The sequence below is a fragment of the Myceligenerans halotolerans genome (assembly GCF_054782975.1).
On sequence record NZ_BAAGRL010000006.1, the window covers coordinates 242166 to 259314 of the forward strand.

General features: G+C 72.3%; 15 protein-coding genes. 10 read left to right on the forward strand and 5 right to left on the reverse strand.

Features of this window, described 5'->3' with window-relative positions; genetic code table 11:
* Positions 1-21 precede the first annotated feature (21 nt).
* Positions 22-495 carry a DUF456 domain-containing protein gene (locus ACYVK5_RS04350; protein ID WP_460702161.1) on the forward strand — a complete coding sequence of 158 codons (474 nt, stop codon included), beginning with the start codon at positions 22-24 and terminating at the stop codon, positions 493-495.
* Positions 496-635: 140 nt separating this feature from the next.
* Complete coding sequence (locus ACYVK5_RS04355; RefSeq protein WP_460702163.1) at positions 636-1094, forward strand: GNAT family N-acetyltransferase; 459 nt, start codon at positions 636-638, stop codon at positions 1092-1094.
* Between the two features lie 81 nt (positions 1095-1175).
* Here the strand turns inward: ACYVK5_RS04355 and ACYVK5_RS04360 are convergent, their stop codons facing one another.
* Complete coding sequence (locus ACYVK5_RS04360) at positions 1176-2699, reverse strand: sugar transferase (protein WP_460702165.1); 1524 nt, start codon at positions 2697-2699, stop codon at positions 1176-1178.
* Positions 2700-2952: 253 nt separating this feature from the next.
* On the opposite strand from ACYVK5_RS04360, the gene ACYVK5_RS04365 reads away from it, so the two are divergent.
* Together ACYVK5_RS04365 and ACYVK5_RS04370 are read left to right on the forward strand one after the other, a co-directional pair.
* Positions 2953-4083: a glycosyltransferase family 4 protein gene (locus ACYVK5_RS04365; protein WP_460702167.1), complete on the forward strand. Its 1131-nt coding sequence runs from the start codon at positions 2953-2955 to the stop codon at positions 4081-4083.
* 176 nt (positions 4084-4259) lie between these two features.
* Complete coding sequence (locus ACYVK5_RS04370) at positions 4260-5633, forward strand: serine hydrolase domain-containing protein (RefSeq protein ID WP_460702169.1); 1374 nt, start codon at positions 4260-4262, stop codon at positions 5631-5633.
* A gap of 98 nt (positions 5634-5731) precedes the next feature.
* Here ACYVK5_RS04370 and ACYVK5_RS04375 read toward each other — a convergent pair whose 3' ends face one another.
* Positions 5732-6091: a hypothetical protein gene (locus tag ACYVK5_RS04375; protein WP_460702171.1), complete on the reverse strand. Its 360-nt coding sequence runs from the start codon at positions 6089-6091 to the stop codon at positions 5732-5734.
* Positions 6092-6381: 290 nt separating this feature from the next.
* Here ACYVK5_RS04375 and ACYVK5_RS04380 point away from each other — a divergent pair, with 290 nt between their 5' ends.
* The 6 genes from ACYVK5_RS04380 to ACYVK5_RS04405 all read left to right on the forward strand — a co-directional run bounded on the left by ACYVK5_RS04380 (position 6382) and on the right by ACYVK5_RS04405 (position 13283).
* Entirely contained in the window at positions 6382-8115 is a 1734-nt protein-coding gene (locus tag ACYVK5_RS04380) for a nitrite/sulfite reductase (RefSeq protein WP_460702173.1), read from the forward strand.
* A complete protein-coding gene (locus ACYVK5_RS04385; protein ID WP_460702175.1) occupies positions 8112-9074 on the forward strand; it encodes a phosphoadenylyl-sulfate reductase in 963 nt (320 codons plus the stop codon). The genes ACYVK5_RS04380 and ACYVK5_RS04385 overlap by 4 nt, the downstream gene beginning before the upstream one ends.
* A complete protein-coding gene (gene cobA, locus ACYVK5_RS04390) occupies positions 9067-10470 on the forward strand; it encodes a uroporphyrinogen-III C-methyltransferase (protein ID WP_460702177.1) in 1404 nt (467 codons plus the stop codon). Before ACYVK5_RS04385 ends, cobA begins: the two co-directional genes overlap by 8 nt.
* Positions 10471-10650: 180 nt before the next feature.
* The gene (locus ACYVK5_RS04395) at positions 10651-11820 is read left to right on the forward strand and encodes a DUF1972 domain-containing protein (protein ID WP_460702972.1); all 1170 of its coding nucleotides are present in this window, start codon (positions 10651-10653) and stop codon (positions 11818-11820) included.
* 297 nt (positions 11821-12117) lie between these two features.
* Entirely contained in the window at positions 12118-12843 is a 726-nt protein-coding gene (locus tag ACYVK5_RS04400) for a CDP-alcohol phosphatidyltransferase family protein (RefSeq protein ID WP_460702974.1), read from the forward strand.
* A gap of 5 nt (positions 12844-12848) precedes the next feature.
* A complete protein-coding gene (locus ACYVK5_RS04405) occupies positions 12849-13283 on the forward strand; it encodes an adenylyltransferase/cytidyltransferase family protein (RefSeq protein WP_460702976.1) in 435 nt (144 codons plus the stop codon).
* 32 nt (positions 13284-13315) lie between these two features.
* Here the strand turns inward: ACYVK5_RS04405 and ACYVK5_RS04410 are convergent, their stop codons facing one another.
* The 3 genes from ACYVK5_RS04410 to ACYVK5_RS04420 are packed head-to-tail and all read right to left on the reverse strand — an operon-like array spanning position 13316 to position 17143.
* Positions 13316-14821, reverse strand: a complete 1506-nt coding sequence (locus tag ACYVK5_RS04410; protein WP_460702179.1) for a lipopolysaccharide biosynthesis protein — start codon at positions 14819-14821, stop codon at positions 13316-13318.
* Positions 14818-16179, reverse strand: coding sequence for a tyrosine-protein kinase domain-containing protein (locus tag ACYVK5_RS04415; RefSeq protein ID WP_460702181.1), 1362 nt, complete (start codon positions 16177-16179; stop codon positions 14818-14820). The genes ACYVK5_RS04410 and ACYVK5_RS04415 overlap by 4 nt, the downstream gene beginning before the upstream one ends.
* Complete coding sequence (locus ACYVK5_RS04420) at positions 16166-17143, reverse strand: glycosyltransferase family 2 protein (RefSeq protein WP_460702183.1); 978 nt, start codon at positions 17141-17143, stop codon at positions 16166-16168. The genes ACYVK5_RS04415 and ACYVK5_RS04420 overlap by 14 nt, the downstream gene beginning before the upstream one ends.
* Positions 17144-17149 lie beyond the last annotated feature (6 nt).

A 17149-nucleotide genomic window follows, 5' to 3' on the forward strand; every position in this document is an offset into this window, starting at 1 on the left:
GTGGACGTCAATTTCGATGGCATGACTGAGACTCTCGTCGGGCTTGCGATCCTGGTGGGGCTCATCGGGATCGTCGTCCCGGTGCTGCCGGGGAGCATCCTGGTCGGTGCCTCGATCCTGGTGTGGGCGTTCCTCACGGGGGGCCCGGTGGCATGGACGATCTTCGCGATCGCGGCGGTGCTGCTCGTGGTGGCCGAGGTGCTGCAGTACATCGTGGCCGGCGGGCACATGAAGCGGTCGGAGGTGCCGACGTCGACCATCGTGATCGGCGGCATCGCTGGAGTGGTCGGCTTCTTCGTGGTGCCGGTGGTGGGCCTGTTCCTGTTCTTCGCCGCCGCGGTCTTCGTGGTGGAGCTGATCCGGCGCCGGGACAAGGTGACCGCGTGGCGCGCCACCGTGGCCGCCCTGCAGGCGAGCGCGATGACGATCGGCATCCAGCTCCTGGGCGCCCTCGCCGCGGCCACGACGTGGATCATCGGCCTGTTCCTCGTCTGACAGTGTTTTCCGGAGCCGCCGGGCTCAGCCCTGCGGGCGCTCCTGCGTCGCGTCCTCGGTCTTCGCAACCGTTCCGGCGGCCCGGGACCGGTTCGTCGGTCTCAGCAGTGCGGCGAGTTCGGGCAGCGGACAATGGGCGCATGGAGATCCTCGTCGCCCCGTTCGACAAGCTGGAGCCCGCCGTGGCCTACGACCTCTGGCGGCTGCGCCAGGACGTGTTCGTGGTGGAGCAGGACTGCCCGTACCCGGACCTGGACGGCCGGGACCTGGAGCCGACGACGTCGCACGTGCTGCTCCTCGGCTCCGCGGACGACGCCGGACGCCGCGTCCTCGGCGCCGCACGTCTCCTGGACGACGGCGATGTCTGGCGGATCGGCCGCGTCTGCCTGGACCGCTCCGCGCGTGGCAGGCGTCTCGCCGACGACGTCATGTGCGCCGCGCTGGCGCACGTCGACGCGACGGGTGACAGCCGCGACGCCGTGCTCGACGCGCAGTCGCCGCTCGCGGGCTGGTACGCCACGTTCGGATTCGCGCCCTACGGCGAGGAGTTCCTCGAGGACGGCATCCCGCACATCCCGATGCGGCTACAGCGGCCCTGACCGCTGCTGAGGGGCGTTCAACAGGGCCGCGCAGACCTTCCGAGCCCCGATAGGTGGGTGCAAGGCCCTGTTGAACGCAACTCAGTAGGCGCCCTTGGCGCTGATCACCGCGCGCGCGGTGTCCGCGAGGATGAGCAGGTCGAGCTGCGGCGTCCAGTTCTCGGCGTAGTACACATCGCAGCGCACCGTCTCGTCCCACGACAGATCAGACCTGCCGCGGACCTGCCACAGGCCCGTCATTCCCGGCTTGACCAGCAGGCGGCGGCGCATCCGTTCCTCGTACTCGGCGGCCTCGTGGGGCAGGGGCGGGCGCGGGCCGACCAGGCTCATGTGGCCCGCGAGGACGTTGAAGAGCTGCGGCAGCTCGTCGAGCGAGTAGCGCCGCAGCACGCGTCCGATCGCGGTGACGCGCGGGTCCTCGCGCAGCTTGAACAGCAGGCCCGCGCCGTCGTCCGCCGCGGACAGGGCGGGGAGGAGGCGGTCGGCGTCCTTGCGCATCGTGCGGAGCTTGACCATGGAGAAGATGCGGCCGTCCCGCCCCACGCGCTCGGAGACGTAGAAGGGCGAACCACGGCTCGTGAGGGCGACGGCCAGCGCGAGGATCCCGATCAACGGCGCCGCCAGCACGGTCAGCACCAGCGCCAGCGAGCCGTCCATCACCTGCTTCACGACGTACTTGGGACCGGTGAACCGCGGCAGGTCCACATGCAGCAGCGACATCCCCGGGACCGGCGACACGCTGATCCGCGGCAGGGCCACGTCGGCGAGCTCGGTCGTGAGCATCAGGTCGATGCCGCGCGCCTCGAGGGCCCAGCCCAGGCGGCGGACGACGTCGGCCGTGATCTCGTGCGAGCTGCTCACGACCACGGCACCCGCACCGACGCGCTCGGCGATCTCACCGGCGCGGTCCGGGTCGCCGAGCACCGGCACGCCGTCGATCAGCTCGCCGACGTCGGCCTCGTCGGCGGGCACGCACGCGCCGACGACGCGGAACCCGTGGTCGGGTGCGTCGGCCAAGGTAGCGACGAGCCGGGACACCTGGATCCGGTGGCCGACGGCGACGACCTCGGTCATGCAGGCCGCGCGCCGCTCGCGCAGGTGGAGGATGCGGCGGCGCCAGGCGAACCGCGCAGCGAGCAGGCCCACGACACCCAGCGGGAACGCCACGAGCACCACGTCCCGGACGCCGGAGATCGTCGCGAGCCAGGCGACGATCGCCACGATGCTGAACGTCTTCCAGGTGGCCCCGAACACCCGCCGGTACTCGGTCATCCCGCCACCGAAGAGGTGCCAGTCGTACGCCTTGCTCGCGCGCAGGGCGAGCAGCCAGGCGACCGCCGCTGACAGGAGTACCGGCACCGCCATCGGATCGACCTCGCCGGCCGGGCGCGCGAGATAGCTGGCGTATGCCGCCACGGACGCGCCCGCCACGACCAGCGCGTCCGTCACCCTGACCAGCACGCGATGGCGCGACTGCCACCGGACGGGACCGGACCGGACGCTGTCCGGAGCGGCGGAGACGGAGCTGGGTGTGGTCTGGTCGCGGGGCGCTGTGCCGCCGTCGGACGTGGCTGGGGCCTTGGCCATCACGGCCTCTGTCGTCACGCGCGATTTCCCCTCAGATTCGTCTGAAATCGGTGCCTGTCACGGTTCTCCGAGCGAGGTAGGGGACCCCGACGAAGACCGGGGCCGAGATCACGGTAAATCGGAAAGTGCACTCTTGCCTGTCGTTCATCGCAAGTTCACCCGCGATTTCATCCGATATCCCGCGTTTCGTGATTGGCGTGTCGCGGCCCGTCCGGCCCGTCGCCCCCGCCCCGGCAGGCACGCCCCGGTGGCGGGATGGCACAGTTCAGCCATGACGACGGTCCTTCTCGCCCACGCCTCCGCCGAGTTGTACGGGTCCGACCTGCAGCTGGTCGAGACCGCCACAGCCCTCAGGGAGGCCGGAGCGAAAGTCGTCGTCGCGCTTCCGCAGCACGGGCCGCTCGTCGAGGAGCTGCGGAACGCGGGCGCCGGCGTCGAGATCGTCGACATGCCGGTGCTGCGCAAGGCCCACCTGAACCCTCGCGGGGTCATCGGGCTGTTCCTGCACACCGTGCGTGCGACCCCGCGCATGGTAGGCATCGTCCGACGTCACCGGCCACACGTGGTGGTGGTGAACACGGTGACCATCCCCGCGTGGCTCGGAATCTCCCGGTTCGCCGGTGTTGCGCCCGTGTGCCACGTGCACGAGGCGGAGGCCGACGCGCCACTCCTCGTGCGCATCGGCCTCAACGCGCCGCTCCTGCTGGCCCGGGACGTGGTGGTGAACTCGGAGACGGCGCGCGACGTCGTCGTCGGCGCGGTACCGCCGCTCCGGCGGCGGACGCGGATCATCTACAACGGCGTCCCGGGGCCCGACGGCGGTCCGGGGCCGGGTCCGGCGTCGACGCCGGGCAGTGCCCGGGTCGTCCTCGTCGGGCGGTTGTCCCCGCGCAAGGGCACCGACGTGGCGCTGGAGGCCGTCGGCCGGCTGCGGCAGGACGGCCGCGACGTCCGCCTGACGCTGTGCGGCACGGCGTTCGACGGCTACGAGTGGTTCGAGGACGAACTGCGGGCGCGAGCATCCTTGCCCGACCTCGCCGGCGCCGTCGACTTCGTCGGGTACGCGGACCCGTGGGAGTGGTTCGCCCGGGCCGTCGTCGTCGTCGTGCCCTCGCGCGTCGAGCCGTTCGGGAACGTCGCCGTCCAGGCGCTGCGGGCCGAGCGCCCCCTCGTGGTGAGCCGGACGCAGGGCCTGGCCGAGATCGTGCGCGACGGCGAGACCGGGCTGAGCGTCCCACCCGGCGACCCCGCCGCCCTGGCCGGGGCGGTCGCGGAGCTGCTGGACGACCCGGAGCGGGCGGCCACGCTCGCCGCGGCGGGCCGGAAGGACGCCCAAGAACGCTTCGGCGTGGAGCGCTACCGCTCGGAGATGGCCCGCGCGATCCTGTCCCCGCGCGCCTAGGAGAACGGCGCGCGGCGACGGATGCCCGCTCCCGGCCTGGGCGCGGCCGAAAGGTGGATGCCGCTCCTCCCGTGGGAGGAACTTCCCGTGCCGATCTCCTCCGATGATGTCCTCCCGGCGGCGGATCCGCCCCGCCGCCGCCCGCCGTGACGATGGTCGTGAGCGAAGGAGGAAACATGACCCGATCAGCAAAGACGCTCCGCTCCGGACGCGGTGCACGAGTATTCGCCGGGGCTCTGCTCGCCATGGCGATCCCCGCCGGGGGCGTGGCGGCGGCAGCACCGGCGTCGTCGGTCGTCGCGTCGGCCACGGAACGGGAGGTGCCTGCGGCGCACGCGCCGGAGCCAGGGGAGGCGGACGCGCGGGAACTGCTCGTCGCCGAGCTCAGCGAGGCGGTCGCCGAGGCGAAGCGGATCCAGGACGCCCGGACGGCCGGCCCGCAGACCCGGAGCACCGCGCCCGGCGGTCCGGCGTCGGACGACGTCACCGGCACCCTCGACGACGCGGTCGCGGCCGTCGTCGCCGACGGCGCCCTGGGCGCCACGGCCCGGGTCGAGGCACCGGGCGTGCGCTGGGCCGGCGCCGCCGGGCTCCGAGAGTTCGGCGGGCACCGCAGCGCCAGGACGTATGACGAGTTCCGCGTGGCGAGCAACACCAAGACCATGGTGGCCACGCTGGCGATGCAGGAGGTCGAGCGGGGCACGTGGACGCTCGACACCACGGTCGAGGAGGTACTGCCCGGGGTGCTGCCGGCCGAGGTCGGAAGTGTCGTGACCGTCGAGCAACTGATGAGCCACCGCTCCGGGGCGCCGTCGCTGCACATCCAGCAGATGGTTGTCGACCGCATGGCCGACCCCGAGTCGTGGGAGGACTTCGCCGACGCGCTCGAGCAGCGGTACACGATCGACGACCACCTGACCACCATCGACTCCACGCCGTGGGAGTTCGAGCCCGGCACCGACGGGAACTACTCGAACGCGGGCTACGTCCTGCTCGGGCTCATGCTCGAGGAGGAGACGGGGTGGCCGCTCGACAAGCTGTTGAAGTGGCGTGTCTTCCTGCCCGCCGGGATGTGGCGGGCCGACTACCCGACCGAGCCGGGCGTGCGCGGCCCGGTCATGGTGGGCGCGGCGTACTTCGGCGAGGAGGCCGGCTGGGAGTCGCTGGACGAGTGGGACCCGACGATGTTCGCGGGCGCCGGCGCGGCCACGGCCACCACGCGGGACCTCAACCGGCTGAACGAGGCGCTCTTCTCGGGCCGGCTCGTCTCGCCGGAGACCACCGAGGACATGCTCACACCGCGCGGAGCCCTGTTCGACGGCGCCCTCGAGTACGGGCTGGGTGTCTACCGCGTGCCGGACCCGTGCAACGAGGGCGAATACCTGTACGGGCACGACGGCGGCGCGTTCGGCACGCTCAGCATCAACTGGTCCTCGCCCGACGGTGAGCGGCAGATCACCCTCGGTGTCAACTCCCGCGACCTCAGCGGCGAGGCCCCGCAGTACGACCTCAACGAACTCCTGACCCCGATGCTGCTGGCGACCTGCTGACAGGTCGCGGCGAGCAACGAGGTTGGCCGGGCATGAGGTTGCTTACGCCTGACGCGGCTCAGGCGTAAGCAACCTCATGCGCCGCAGGCAACCGCCCGTCAGTGCCAGAAGACCGCGACCAGGATGTTGAGCAGGGTCAGGCCCAGGACCGCGCCCTTGAGGCCCTGGGAGACGTTCTCGCCCTTGCGCACCGCGATCTGGGCGGTGACCGCGACCGCGAGAGCGACGACCAGCTTCACGCCGATCTTGGCCATCGAGGTGTCATCGCCCTCGAACGCGCCGACCGACGCCATCTCGCCGATACCCACCATGATGACGCCGGCCACCAGCGCGCCCCAGGCTCCGTGCGAGACTGCCTTGTAGAGCGCCTGGCCGCGCATGGACGCGATCGTGCCCCCGAAGACGAGAGCCCAACTCGCGAAGTGCACGAACACGAAGACGTCGTAGAGAAACTCCATGCTCGGCAGCCTATCCCCGCCGTCGCGGGTGTGACGCACGAGACATCGACGACATCGATGGTTCACATCGGTATCCACGATGTGAGAAGGGGATTACGAACGCCATCCCGGGTGGTTACTGTCGGTGACGTGATCCGGTCGATGCGCCCTGAAGCGATGCGTGGCACGCGAATGTGCCTGTGTCTCCTGGCGTACGCCGGCGATCGACGCCCCTCTCGGGACGGCTGATCTTCCTGCCGTCGTACGCCGCCCCGACCGACCAGCGAACGACGGACAAGGATCACATTCACATGACTCAGGCACCCGAGCACGCCTCCGCGCGCCCGACCGCATCGGACACGGCACCCAAGGCCCGCCCGGCCCGCCAGGCCCGCCCCAACGGCCAGTGGAAGATCGACGGCACCACCCCGCTGAACCACAACGAGGAGTTCAAGCAGGAGTCGGCCCCGCTCCAGGTCCGCGAACGCATCGAGCAGGTCTATGCCCGCGAGGGCTTCGACGCCATCACGGACGACGACCTGCACGGCCGGTTCCGCTGGTGGGGCCTGTACACGCAGCGCAAGCCCGGGATCGACGGCGGCAGGACGGCCACCCTGGAGCCGCACGAGCTCGAGGACCGCTACTTCATGCTGCGGGTGCGGGTCGACGGCGGCGCCCTCAGCACCCGGCAGCTTCGCACCATCGCGCAGATCAGCAAGGACTTCGGCCGCGACTCGGCCGACATCACCGACCGGCAGAACATCCAGCTGCACTGGATCGAGGTCGAGAACGTCCCCGAGATCTGGCGCCGCCTCGAATCGGTGGGCCTGTCCACCACGGAGGCGTGCGGCGACTGCCCGCGCGTCATCCTGGGCAGCCCGGTGGCGGGCATCGCGACCGATGAGCTCATCGACCCGACGCCGGTGATCGAGCAGATCCAGGAGCGGTTCATCGGGGACCCCTCGCTGGCGAACCTGCCCCGCAAGTTCAAGTCCGCGATCACCGGCCACCCCAGCCAGGACGTGGTGCACGAGATCAACGACATCTCGTTCGTCGCCGTCGATCACCCGGAGCTCGGCATCGGCTACGACCTGTGGGTGGGCGGCGGCCTGTCGACCGCCCCGCGCCTTGCCGAGCGGCTCGGCGTCTTCGTCACCGAGGAGCAGGCCCCGGACGTGTGGCACGGCGTGGTGCGGATCTTCCGCGACTACGGCTACCGCCGGCTGCGCAACAAGGCCCGCCTGAAGTTCCTGCTCAAGGACTGGGGCACGGAGAAGTTCCGCCAGGTGCTGCAGGACGAGTACCTCGGATACGAGCTGCCGGACGGGATCGAGCCCCCGCTGCCGTCGTCGGACAACGACCACGTCGGCGTGCATCCGCAGAAGGGCGGGAAGTTCTTCGTGGGTGTCGCGCCGACGGTGGGCCGGGTGTCGGGTGACATCCTCGCCCGCGTCGCGGACCTCGCCGAGGCGCACGGCAGCGAGCGGGTCCGGCTCACCCCGCACCAGAAGCTCCTGGTGCTGGACGTGCCGGGCGAGGAGGTCAAGGCTCTGTCCAAGGAGCTCCGCGAGATCGGCCTGCACACGCGGCCGAGCGAGTTCCGCCGCCGCACCATCGCCTGCACGGGCATCGAGTACTGCAAGCTCGCGATCGTCGAGACGAAGAAGAACGCGGCCGCCGCCATCGACCAGCTCGAGGAGCGACTGGGCGACACCTCGCGCCTCAAGCCGATCAGCCTGAACGTCAACGGCTGCCCGAACTCGTGCGCGCGGATCCAGACGGCCGACATCGGCCTCAAGGGCCAGCTCGTGATGGACGACGACGGCAACCAGGTACCCGGCTACCAGGTGCACCTGGGCGGCGGGCTCGCCTCGAAGGAGCGCGACGAGGCCGGCCTCGGCCGGACCGTGCGCGGCCTCAAGGTGACCGCCGACGGCATCGCGGACTACGTGGAGCGCGTCACGCGCCAGTTCGAGAAGGCGCGCGAGGACGACGAGTCCTTCGCGCAGTGGGCACATCGTGCGGACGAGGAGGCACTCCGATGAGCGGTCCTCATTCCGGTCCGACGGCGGTCGCGGGCGCGCCCGCCGGCTCCGAGGAGCCTTCCTCCGCGGCGACCTCGGTGATCACGCCGGTGGCGGACGGCGCCGCTACCAGCGTCGGCGGCAGCATGTCGCGACTGGAGCAGATCCGGGCGCGGGCGCAGGCCCGGGAACGTGCCCGTGCGGCCGCACGCGAGGCGCACGCCCACATCCGGGCCGGAGGCGTGCGGCGCCGTCGGACACCGGAGGAACTGAAGAACGTCGTCGAACGCGGTCAGGCGCTGCTGCACGGCACGTCGCTGCCCGGCGGACCGGACACGCAGCGCGAGGCGTCGGCGGAGGCCGTCATCGCCTGGGCGGTGCGGGAGTTCGGGCCGTGGCTGGCGGTGGCGTCGTCGATGCAGGACACGGTGCTGGCGCACCTCGTCTCCAAGCAGTTGCCGTGGGTCGACGTGCTGTTCGGCGACACCGGCTACCACTTCGCCGAGACGATCGGCACGCGGGACGCGGCCGAGCTGTCGCTGGACGTGAACATCGTGGACGTGAAGCCCGAGCGGACCGTGGCGGAGCAGGACGAGGCGTACGGCCCGCGGCTGTACGAGCGCGACCCCGAGAAGTGCTGCGCCATGCGGAAGGTGGCGCCGATGCGCCAGGCGCTGCGTCACTACGAGGCGTGGGCCACGGGCCTGCGCCGGGGCGAGGCGTCGACGAGGCGGAACGCGCCTCTGATCACCTGGGACGAGAAGAACCAGGTCGTGAAGGTCAACCCGCTCGCCGGCTGGACCGACGACCAGGTCGAGGAGTACGCGGTCGCCAACGGCCTCGTGGTGAACCCGCTGCTGGGTGACGGCTACCCGTCGATCGGCTGCGCTCCCTGCACGCAGCGCGTCGAGGACGGCGCGGACAAGCGTTCGGGCCGCTGGGCCGGCCGCGACAAGGTGGAGTGCGGTCTCCATGGCTGAGACTCCCGCGCCGGGCGGGCCGAGCCGGAAGGGCGGGTCGCCGGACTCGCTGTACCCGCTGGGGCTGCGCGTGGCGGGCCGGCTCGTCGTCGTGGTCGGCGGCGGGCCGGTGGCCGCGCGTCGCGCGCGCGGGCTGGCCGAGGCCGGCGCGCGGGTGCGGGTGATCGCGCCGGCGGTCTGCGAGGACCTGGCGGTGCTGATCGGCGACGGCGCGCCAGGTGGCGCGCCGGGACGTGACCGGCCGGAGAACACGTCCGGTGTCGACGTGGCCACGGGCGGGGTCGAGTGGGTGCGGCGGGAGTACCGCACGGGCGACCTGGACGAGGCCTGGCTGGTCCACACCGCGACCGGCGACGCGGCCGTCGACCGCCGGGTGGCCGACGAGGCCGAGACCCTCCGGGTCTTCTGCGTCACCGCCGGCGACGCCGAGACCGGCACCGCCTGGACGCCCGCCGTCGCGCGGGTCCGTCTCGCACCGGAGGAGATCACGGTCTCCGTGCACGCGGGCCGTGACCCGCGCCGCGCCAAGGCGATCCGCTCCGAGGTCCAGGCGCAGCTCGAGTCGGGCGCCCTCCCGATCCGTCGCCATCGGGGCGAGGGCCGGGTCAGCGTCCCTGTCCGGCCGGGGTGGGTCGCGCTCGTCGGTGGCGGGCCGGGAGATCCCGGCCTGATCAGCGTCCGGGGGAGGTCGCTGCTCGCGCAGGCGGACGTCGTCGTCGCCGACCGGCTCGGGCCGCGGTCACTGCTCGACGAGCTCGCGCCCGACGTGCAGGTGGTCGAGGTCGGCAAGACCGCCGGCAACCACCCCGTGCCGCAGGACGAGATCAACCGCATCCTCGTGCAGCACGCCGCCGCCGGGCGGAACGTGGTGCGGCTCAAGGGTGGCGACCCGTACGTGCTCGGGCGCGGCGGCGAGGAGCTGGCCGCGTGCCGCGAGGCCGGGATCGAGGCCGAGGTGGTCCCGGGTGTGACGAGCGCCGTCTCGGTGCCGGCCGCTGTCGGGATCCCGGTCACGCACCGCGGCGTCGCACGCGGATTCAGCGTCCTGACCGGGCACGACGCCCTCCAGCTGCCACGGCACCGGGACGACGACGGCGATGCGCCGGGCGAGCGCGCCGCCACGGTGACCGGCGGCCCGGACCACACCCTGATCCTGCTCATGGGCGTCTCGCGGCTGGCGGAGACCGCCGCAGCGCTGACCACGGCCGAACGCCCGGCCGGCACGCCGGTGGCGATCGTCGAGGACGGCTACGGCACGCGCGAGCGGGTCACGGTCGGCACGCTCGCCGACATCGCGGAGCGCGCCGCGGAGGCGGACGTCCAGCCGCCGGCGGTCGTCGTCGTCGGCGACGTCGTCCGCCTCGCCCCCGCCTGGCGCGACCGGCCGGCCGGCTGAGCCGGCCCCACAGACAGCTGAGCGCCGGCACCCTGCCGCACCGAAGGCCCATCGGCGGCAGGGGACCGGCGCTCAGTGCTTTCCGCATCCGCCGGGTGTTGCCACGTCAAGTCCCGCCGGATTCACCCGCATTCGTGATGTGCGAGCCGAGCCACGAGCCCTACTCTGGAGATCGTGGCCATGAGACCCCTGCGTATCGCGATGATCGGAACCCGAGGTGTGCCCGCGCGGTACGGGGGTTTCGAGACGGCCGTCGAGGAGATCGGGTCGCGCCTCGCGGCGCGCGGTCACCACGTGCGGGTGTACTGCCGCCGGCCGGAGCAGCAGGACGCCTCCGACCCGCCGGTCTACCTGGGCATGGAGCGTGTCGTGCTGCCGGCGCTGCGCCGCCGCTCGCTCGAGACGCTGAGCCATACCGCCTTGTCGGTCGGGCACCTCGTCGCGCACCGGACCGATGCCGCGATCGTGTTCAACGCGGCCAACGCCCCGCTGCTCCCCGTGCTGCGCGCGGCCCGGATCCCGGTCGCGATGCACGTCGACGGGCTGGAATGGCGGCGGGCCAAGTGGGGCCGGGTCGGGAAGCGGTACTACCGGGAGGTGGAGACGGCGTCGGTCCGCCTGTCCGACGCCCTGATCGCCGACGCGCAGGGAATCGCCGACTACTACGCCACCGAGTACGACGTCGGCAGCCGCCTCATCACCTACGGCGCGCCGGACCTCTCCGCGGTCGGCAGCGACCGCCTCGAGGAACTGGGCCTGGAACCGCGCGGCTACCACCTGGTCGTGGCGCGCTTCGAGCCGGAGAACCACGTGGACGTCATCGTCGAGGGCTACGTGGCGAACGACGCCGAGCTCCCGCTCGTGGTCGTCGGCTCCGCGCCCTACTCCGAGGAGTACACGCAGCGCATCCAGGATCTCGCCGACGGCGACCCCCGGGTGCGGCTGCTCGGCGGGGTGTGGGACCAGGAACTGCTCGACCAGCTGTACGCCAACGCGTTCACCTACCTGCACGGCCACTCGGTGGGCGGCACCAACCCCTCCCTGCTGCGGGCGATCGGCGGCGGCACCGCCACCGTCGCGTACGACGTGCCGTTCAACCGCGAGGTGCTGCGGGACGCCGGGCGGTACTTCCGCACGCCTGTGGAACTGGCGGAGCAGGTCCTCACGGCCGAGGCCAACCCGGACGATACCGAGTCGCGCGGCGGCGAGCTGGAGCGCCGGGCGAAGGACTACGACTGGGACGTCGTCGTCGACGGCTACGAACTGCTCGCCCACGACCTCGCCGCGCGGAACACGCCCGGGCCGCGCCCGTTCGCCCGACGGCGGCGCCGGCGGGTGCCCGGGCTGTGAAGCAGGTGCGCCGGGCCGCCTGAGGCGTGGCGACCGAGGCGTGGTGTTCGAGCGCAATTCACGCCGGATTCACCCGCTTTTGTTATGGCCGAGCCGGGTCACGAGCCCTACCCTGGAGACCGTGCTCACCAGACCCCCGCGCAGCGCGATGATCGGAACCCGAGGTGTGCCTCTGGCCGCCACGAACGCCGGTAGCTCCGGGGAGAGGCCTGGTCGGGCGGTTCCGACGGAGGCCACTGCCGGAGAGGGCGTGACACGGTGAGTGCTTCCGCGGCGTCCGTGCGAAAGCCCGCTGTGATGCGGCCGCGGGAGAGTTTCCGGGAGACCTTGTCCCGGCTCAGCTCGGCGCAGAAGGGCGCGGCCAGGGGAGCGCCGGCGTACTCGCGGTTCGTGAACCGGAAGATCGGGCGCGTGCTCGCGGCCGGTGCCTATCGGGCGGGCCTCACGCCGAACGCGGTGACCGCGGTGAGCGCGCTGTTCACCTTCACCGGGATCGGGCTGCTGGTCGCCCTCCCGCCGTCGTGGGGGCAGGGGACGGCCGTGACCGCGCTGCTCGTGCTCGGGTACGCCTGGGACTCCGCGGACGGCCAGGTGGCGCGGCTGAGCGGGCTCAGCAGCCCCGCGGGGGAGTGGCTCGACCACGTGGTCGACGCGGTGAAAGTGGTGGCGCTGCCGCTGGCGCTCGGGCTCGGCTTCTACCGGTACGACGTCGTGCCGGAGGCATGGTTGCTCGTCCCGCTGGTGTCCGCCGTCGTGAGCAGCGCCCTGTTCTTCGCGATGATCCTGACGGAGCAACTGCGCCGCGCGCGCGGCGTCGAATCGCGGGCCGCGACCGGGGGGCGCGTGCCGTGGCTGCGGCCGGTGCTCATGCTTCCCACCGATTACGGCGTGCTCTGCTGGGTCTTCGTCCTCCTGGGAGCGCCGATCGTGTTCTTCACCGTGTACACGGTGATCACTGCTTGCCTGACCGTGTTCCTGTTGCTGGCCTCGGTCAAGTGGTTTCGAGAGATGGGGCGTCTGTGAGCGAAGTGATCGGGTACGCGCCTGGTGCCTGGGACCTGTTTCATGTGGGACACCTCAACGTGCTGCGCCATGCGAAGGCGAACTGCGACTACCTCGTCGCCGGCGTCGTGGACGACGACATGCTTGAGCTGGCCAAGGGCCGGCGTCCCGTCATCCCGCTCGTCGAACGCGCGGAGATCATCCGGCACGTCACGTTCGTGGACGAGGTGTTCGTCGAGACGCAGCCGGACAAGCTCGAGACGTGGCGGAGCCGGCCGTTCGACGTCTTCTTCAAGGGCGACGACTGGAAGGGTACGGCCAAGGGGCGCGAGCTCGAACAGCGGTTCGCGCGGGTCGGCGTGGAGGTCGTGTACTTCCCGTACACCGTGCACACGTCGAGCACCTTCCTGCGTGAGGTCCTCGACAGGGAGCTCCACTCGCGGGCTCACGGCGGTTCGTGACCTGACCGGGAGAGCGGCCTCCGCCCTTCCTGTCAGAGCGCCTTACCCCTGACGGCGCGCAGCACCTCGACCAGCAGCGTGGCGTCGCGCCGTAGCGCCGGAACGATCGCCAGGCTCAGGCCCCACACCACGAGCCCGCTCGCGACCGCGAGGAGCAGCTCGGTGACGGACGAGCCCGCCGCGCCGACGGCGTCCGGCAGCGACGTGGCGAACCACGCGGCGAGCCCGACCGGGACCGCCTGGGACAGGATCCGCAGGCCGCCCAGCGCGAGCCGGCCGCCGGGGTACGAGGTGATGCGCGACAGCCACCAGAAGGACAGCGGCCACTCGAGCAGCGCGGAGGCCGCGAACCCGGCCGCGATCCCGTTCATGCCCCAGAAGCTCCCGACCAGCACGCCGGCGATCTTGAGCACGGCGGTCACCATGGAGTAGGCCAGGAGCGCGCCGCTCAGCCCGCGGGCCAGGTACGTCCAGTACCCGACGTAGGCGAGCGTCTGGCAGCCGCCGGCCACGGCGAACGCGGCGAGCAGCGGCGCGGCGGATTCCCAGCCGGGCCCGAGGAACACGCCGACCACCGCGTCGGACGCCCCGATGACCACCGCGAGCACCAGCACGACCGGCAGCGCCAGCACCTGCTGGCCCCGCAGCAGCATGCGGTCGAACCGTGCCGGCTCCTCGGCGAGCCGGGACAGTACCGGCAGCGCGACCGTCGTGGACGGCTGGCGCAGCTGGCTCAGCGGCCGCATGAGGAGGTGGTACGCCCGGTTGTACAGGCCCAGCGGGCCGGGGCCGAGCGAGAGGCCGATGACGAACGTGGCCAGGTTGTCGGCCCCGTAGCCGACGAGCTGGGAGCCCAGCAGTCCGCCGCCGAACCGGAAGAAGCCGCGAGTTCCCGCGCGGCGCCGCGGGCGTGCGGGCAGCCAGCGGCCCGCCACCCACACCCCGACGAGCGTCGCGGCCGCCGTCGCCACCTGCTGGACGACGACGGCCCGGTGGTCGTGCGTCATGAGCCCGACGGCGATCGCGGCGCCCAGTGCGGCCACGGGCGCCGCCACCTCCACCACGGCCAGCGTCCGGAAGCGCATCTCCCGGACCAGCCCTGCCTTGTGCTGTGTGGCCAGCCCGTTGATGAGGAAGACGAAGGCGAGCGCGCGGCAGATCCCCGCCAGCGCGGGCTCGTCGAACAGCCGGGCGATCAGCGGCGCCGCCGCGATGCACGCGGCACACAGCACGGCGCCGATCACGACGTTCGCCCAGAACAGGTTGTCGCGCTGCTGCCTGGTCAGGGTGGGTGACCGCATCACCGCCGACGACAGGCCGGCGTCGCGCAGGATCTCCCCGACCCCGACGACGGCCGCGACCATCGCGACCAGCCCGTACTCGGCGGGCGGCACCAGCCTGGCGAGCACCGCCACGGCGGCGACCTGGAGCACGATGCGCGCGCCCTGGGACGCGGCCGTGACCGTGGCGCCGCGTGCGGCACGGCGCCCGAGACCCTGTCGTGCCCCGTCCTCCTCGGTCACGTCCCGCTCGGTCACGTCCTGCGCCACCGGGACCGTACGCCTGCGGCCTCTCCGTCGCCGTAGCCGGCGTACGTGTCGAAGTCGTGGTCCTTGCGGGAGACGCCGGTGGCGATGAGGCCGAGGCACGTCGCGCCGATCGCGTCCAGGGACGCGATGGCGTCGTGCAGCTGGGCGCGGCGCACCTTCTTCGCCCGCGCGACGACGACGGCGCCCTGGGTGCGGCGGGCCAGCAGCGCGGCGTCGGTCACGGGGAGCAGGGGCGGGACGTCGAAGATGACGATGTCGTAGCTCGCCCGCGCCTGCCGCACGAGCTGGTCCATCGACTCGGCCTCGATGAGGCGGCCGGGGTTGGGTGGCAGGTCGCCGGCGGTCAGCACGGCGAACCGCGGCGGTCCGGCCTGCTGGACCACGTCCTCCAGGTCCGCTCTGCCGATGAGCACGGTGGACAGGCCTGCCGTGCCCTCCAGGCCGAGGCGGTCGGCCAGTGAGGGGCGGCGCAGGTCGGCGTCGACGAGCAGGACCCGGGAGCCGCGCTCGGCGAGCGCGTGGGCCAGGCCGATCGCCGTGGTCGTCTTGCCCTCGTCCGGGACGGAGGACGTGACGACGAACGATCGCACCGGTGCGCCGACGTCGAGGAACTGCAGGTTGGTCCGGATCCGGCGGTAGGACTCGGCCAGCAGTTGCGGTTCGGCGGATCCCTTGCGGATCTGGGGCACGGTGCCGAGCACCGCGAGGTCCTCGCCGGCCGGCAGGTCCTTCGCCGTCCTGATCCGGGTGTCGAACAGGGCCAGGCCGACGGCGATCAGCGCGCCGACGGCAAGCCCTGCCGCCGCCCCGCCGACGGTGAGGAGCCTGGTGTTCGGCGCGAACGGGTACTCGGGTGCCTCGGCCGCCGCGACGACGGTCAGCCGCACGGCGCTGGCCCCGTCGGCGTTCGACGGCGACACCTCGGACACGGTCTCCGACAGGTGCCGGGCGACGGAGTTCGCCACCTCGGCGGCCTGCCACGGGCCGTCCGCCTCGGCGGAGATCTCGATGATCGCGGTGTCGAGCGGCACCACGGCCTCGACCCGCTGGGACAGGTCGCGGGTCGTCGTACCGAGGCCGAGCTCCGCGATCACGGGGTTCAGCACCGCGGGCATCGTGGCGAGCGAGGCGTACGAGGTCACCAGGTTCTGCGTGAAGTTCGCTCCCTGCATGAGATCCGAGACGGTGTCACCCCGCTCGAGGCTGACGAAGACGCTCGTGGTGGCCCGGTACTGCGGCGGGACGGTCTGCACGTACCCGAGGCCGGCGAGGCCGCCGACCAGGATTGCCACGACGAGAACCGCCCATCGCTTCCGCAGGGCGGCGACGTAGTCAGCGAGCTCCATCCATCAGGCCTTTCCGATCGGTGGTCGCGGGCATGACAGCCGCGGGAGCGGTGCCCGGCGTGGTGCGGCGGGCGGCCAGGAGGTACCGCACTCCCGCCGCCGTGCCGCGCAGTGCAGGCCACAGCGTACGCAGCGGATGGCGCACGACGGCGCGGCGGCCGCCCCGGAGCAGGACCTCGCGCGTGTGGGCGGGGGTGGCACGCAGCCAGCCGCCCCAGCGGTCCCGGGCCACGTGCCGGGACGCGAAGAGCAGGCGGTTGCGGGTGTTGTAGTAGTGGTACAGCGGCGACTTGCCCCTGCCCGTGGCGCGCGTGTTGCCGTGCTGCGTGCCGCCGGCGTCGTGCACGCACGTGAGGTCGTCCCGCAGGGCGAGGCGCCCCCCGGAGCGCGTCCACCGCACGCTGAGGTCGACGTCCTCCCAGTACAGGAAGTACTCCCCGCCGAACCCGCCGACGTCGAGCAGCCGCCGGGTGGATGCGGCGAAGCAGGCGCCGGAGATCCAGGGGACGTCGTCGGGCCCGTCGGGGCCGCCGCTCCGCGTGCGGCCGTGGCGCATGTCGAGGACGGCGCCTGTGAACCAGTCCTTGCCCCGAGGGGTGCGGACCGCCGGGGCGACGAGCAGGCCGGTGTCTGCGGCGACGTCGGCCGCGAGGGCGTCGGCGTCGGCGAGGCCGAGGGTGGCGTCCGGGTTGAGCACCAGGCTGACGTCGCATCCCGCGTCCCGCGCGGCACGGATGCCGGCGTCGGCCCCGCCGCCGAAGCCGAGGTTCTCGCCGGGCAGCACGAGTGTCCAGTCGTTCGCGGAGCCGGCGGCCACGACACGCTCACGCTCGGCGGCCGAGCTCCAGCAGTCGACGAGCACGCGGGTCCATCGGGTGCCCGCGAACGGTTGGAGTGCCGCGGTGGCGAGGTGCGCCGATCTGTAGTTCACTACGACGACCGCGGGCCGAGGGGTGGTGGACACCTGTGC

Coding starts and splice junctions, on each gene's coding strand:
- ACYVK5_RS04350 (WP_460702161.1), top strand. CDS start 22: ATGACTGAGACTCTCGTCGGGCTTGCGATCCTGGTGGGGCTCATCGGG.
- ACYVK5_RS04355 (WP_460702163.1), top strand. CDS start 636: ATGGAGATCCTCGTCGCCCCGTTCGACAAGCTGGAGCCCGCCGTGGCC.
- ACYVK5_RS04365 (WP_460702167.1), top strand. CDS start 2,953: ATGACGACGGTCCTTCTCGCCCACGCCTCCGCCGAGTTGTACGGGTCC.
- ACYVK5_RS04370 (WP_460702169.1), top strand. CDS start 4,260: ATGACCCGATCAGCAAAGACGCTCCGCTCCGGACGCGGTGCACGAGTA.
- ACYVK5_RS04375 (WP_460702171.1), bottom strand. CDS start 6,091: ATGGAGTTTCTCTACGACGTCTTCGTGTTCGTGCACTTCGCGAGTTGG.
- ACYVK5_RS04380 (WP_460702173.1), top strand. CDS start 6,382: ATGACTCAGGCACCCGAGCACGCCTCCGCGCGCCCGACCGCATCGGAC.
- ACYVK5_RS04385 (WP_460702175.1), top strand. CDS start 8,112: ATGAGCGGTCCTCATTCCGGTCCGACGGCGGTCGCGGGCGCGCCCGCC.
- cobA (WP_460702177.1), top strand. CDS start 9,067: ATGGCTGAGACTCCCGCGCCGGGCGGGCCGAGCCGGAAGGGCGGGTCG.
- ACYVK5_RS04395 (WP_460702972.1), top strand. CDS start 10,651: ATGAGACCCCTGCGTATCGCGATGATCGGAACCCGAGGTGTGCCCGCG.
- ACYVK5_RS04400 (WP_460702974.1), top strand. CDS start 12,118: ATGCGGCCGCGGGAGAGTTTCCGGGAGACCTTGTCCCGGCTCAGCTCG.
- ACYVK5_RS04415 (WP_460702181.1), bottom strand. CDS start 16,179: ATGGAGCTCGCTGACTACGTCGCCGCCCTGCGGAAGCGATGGGCGGTT.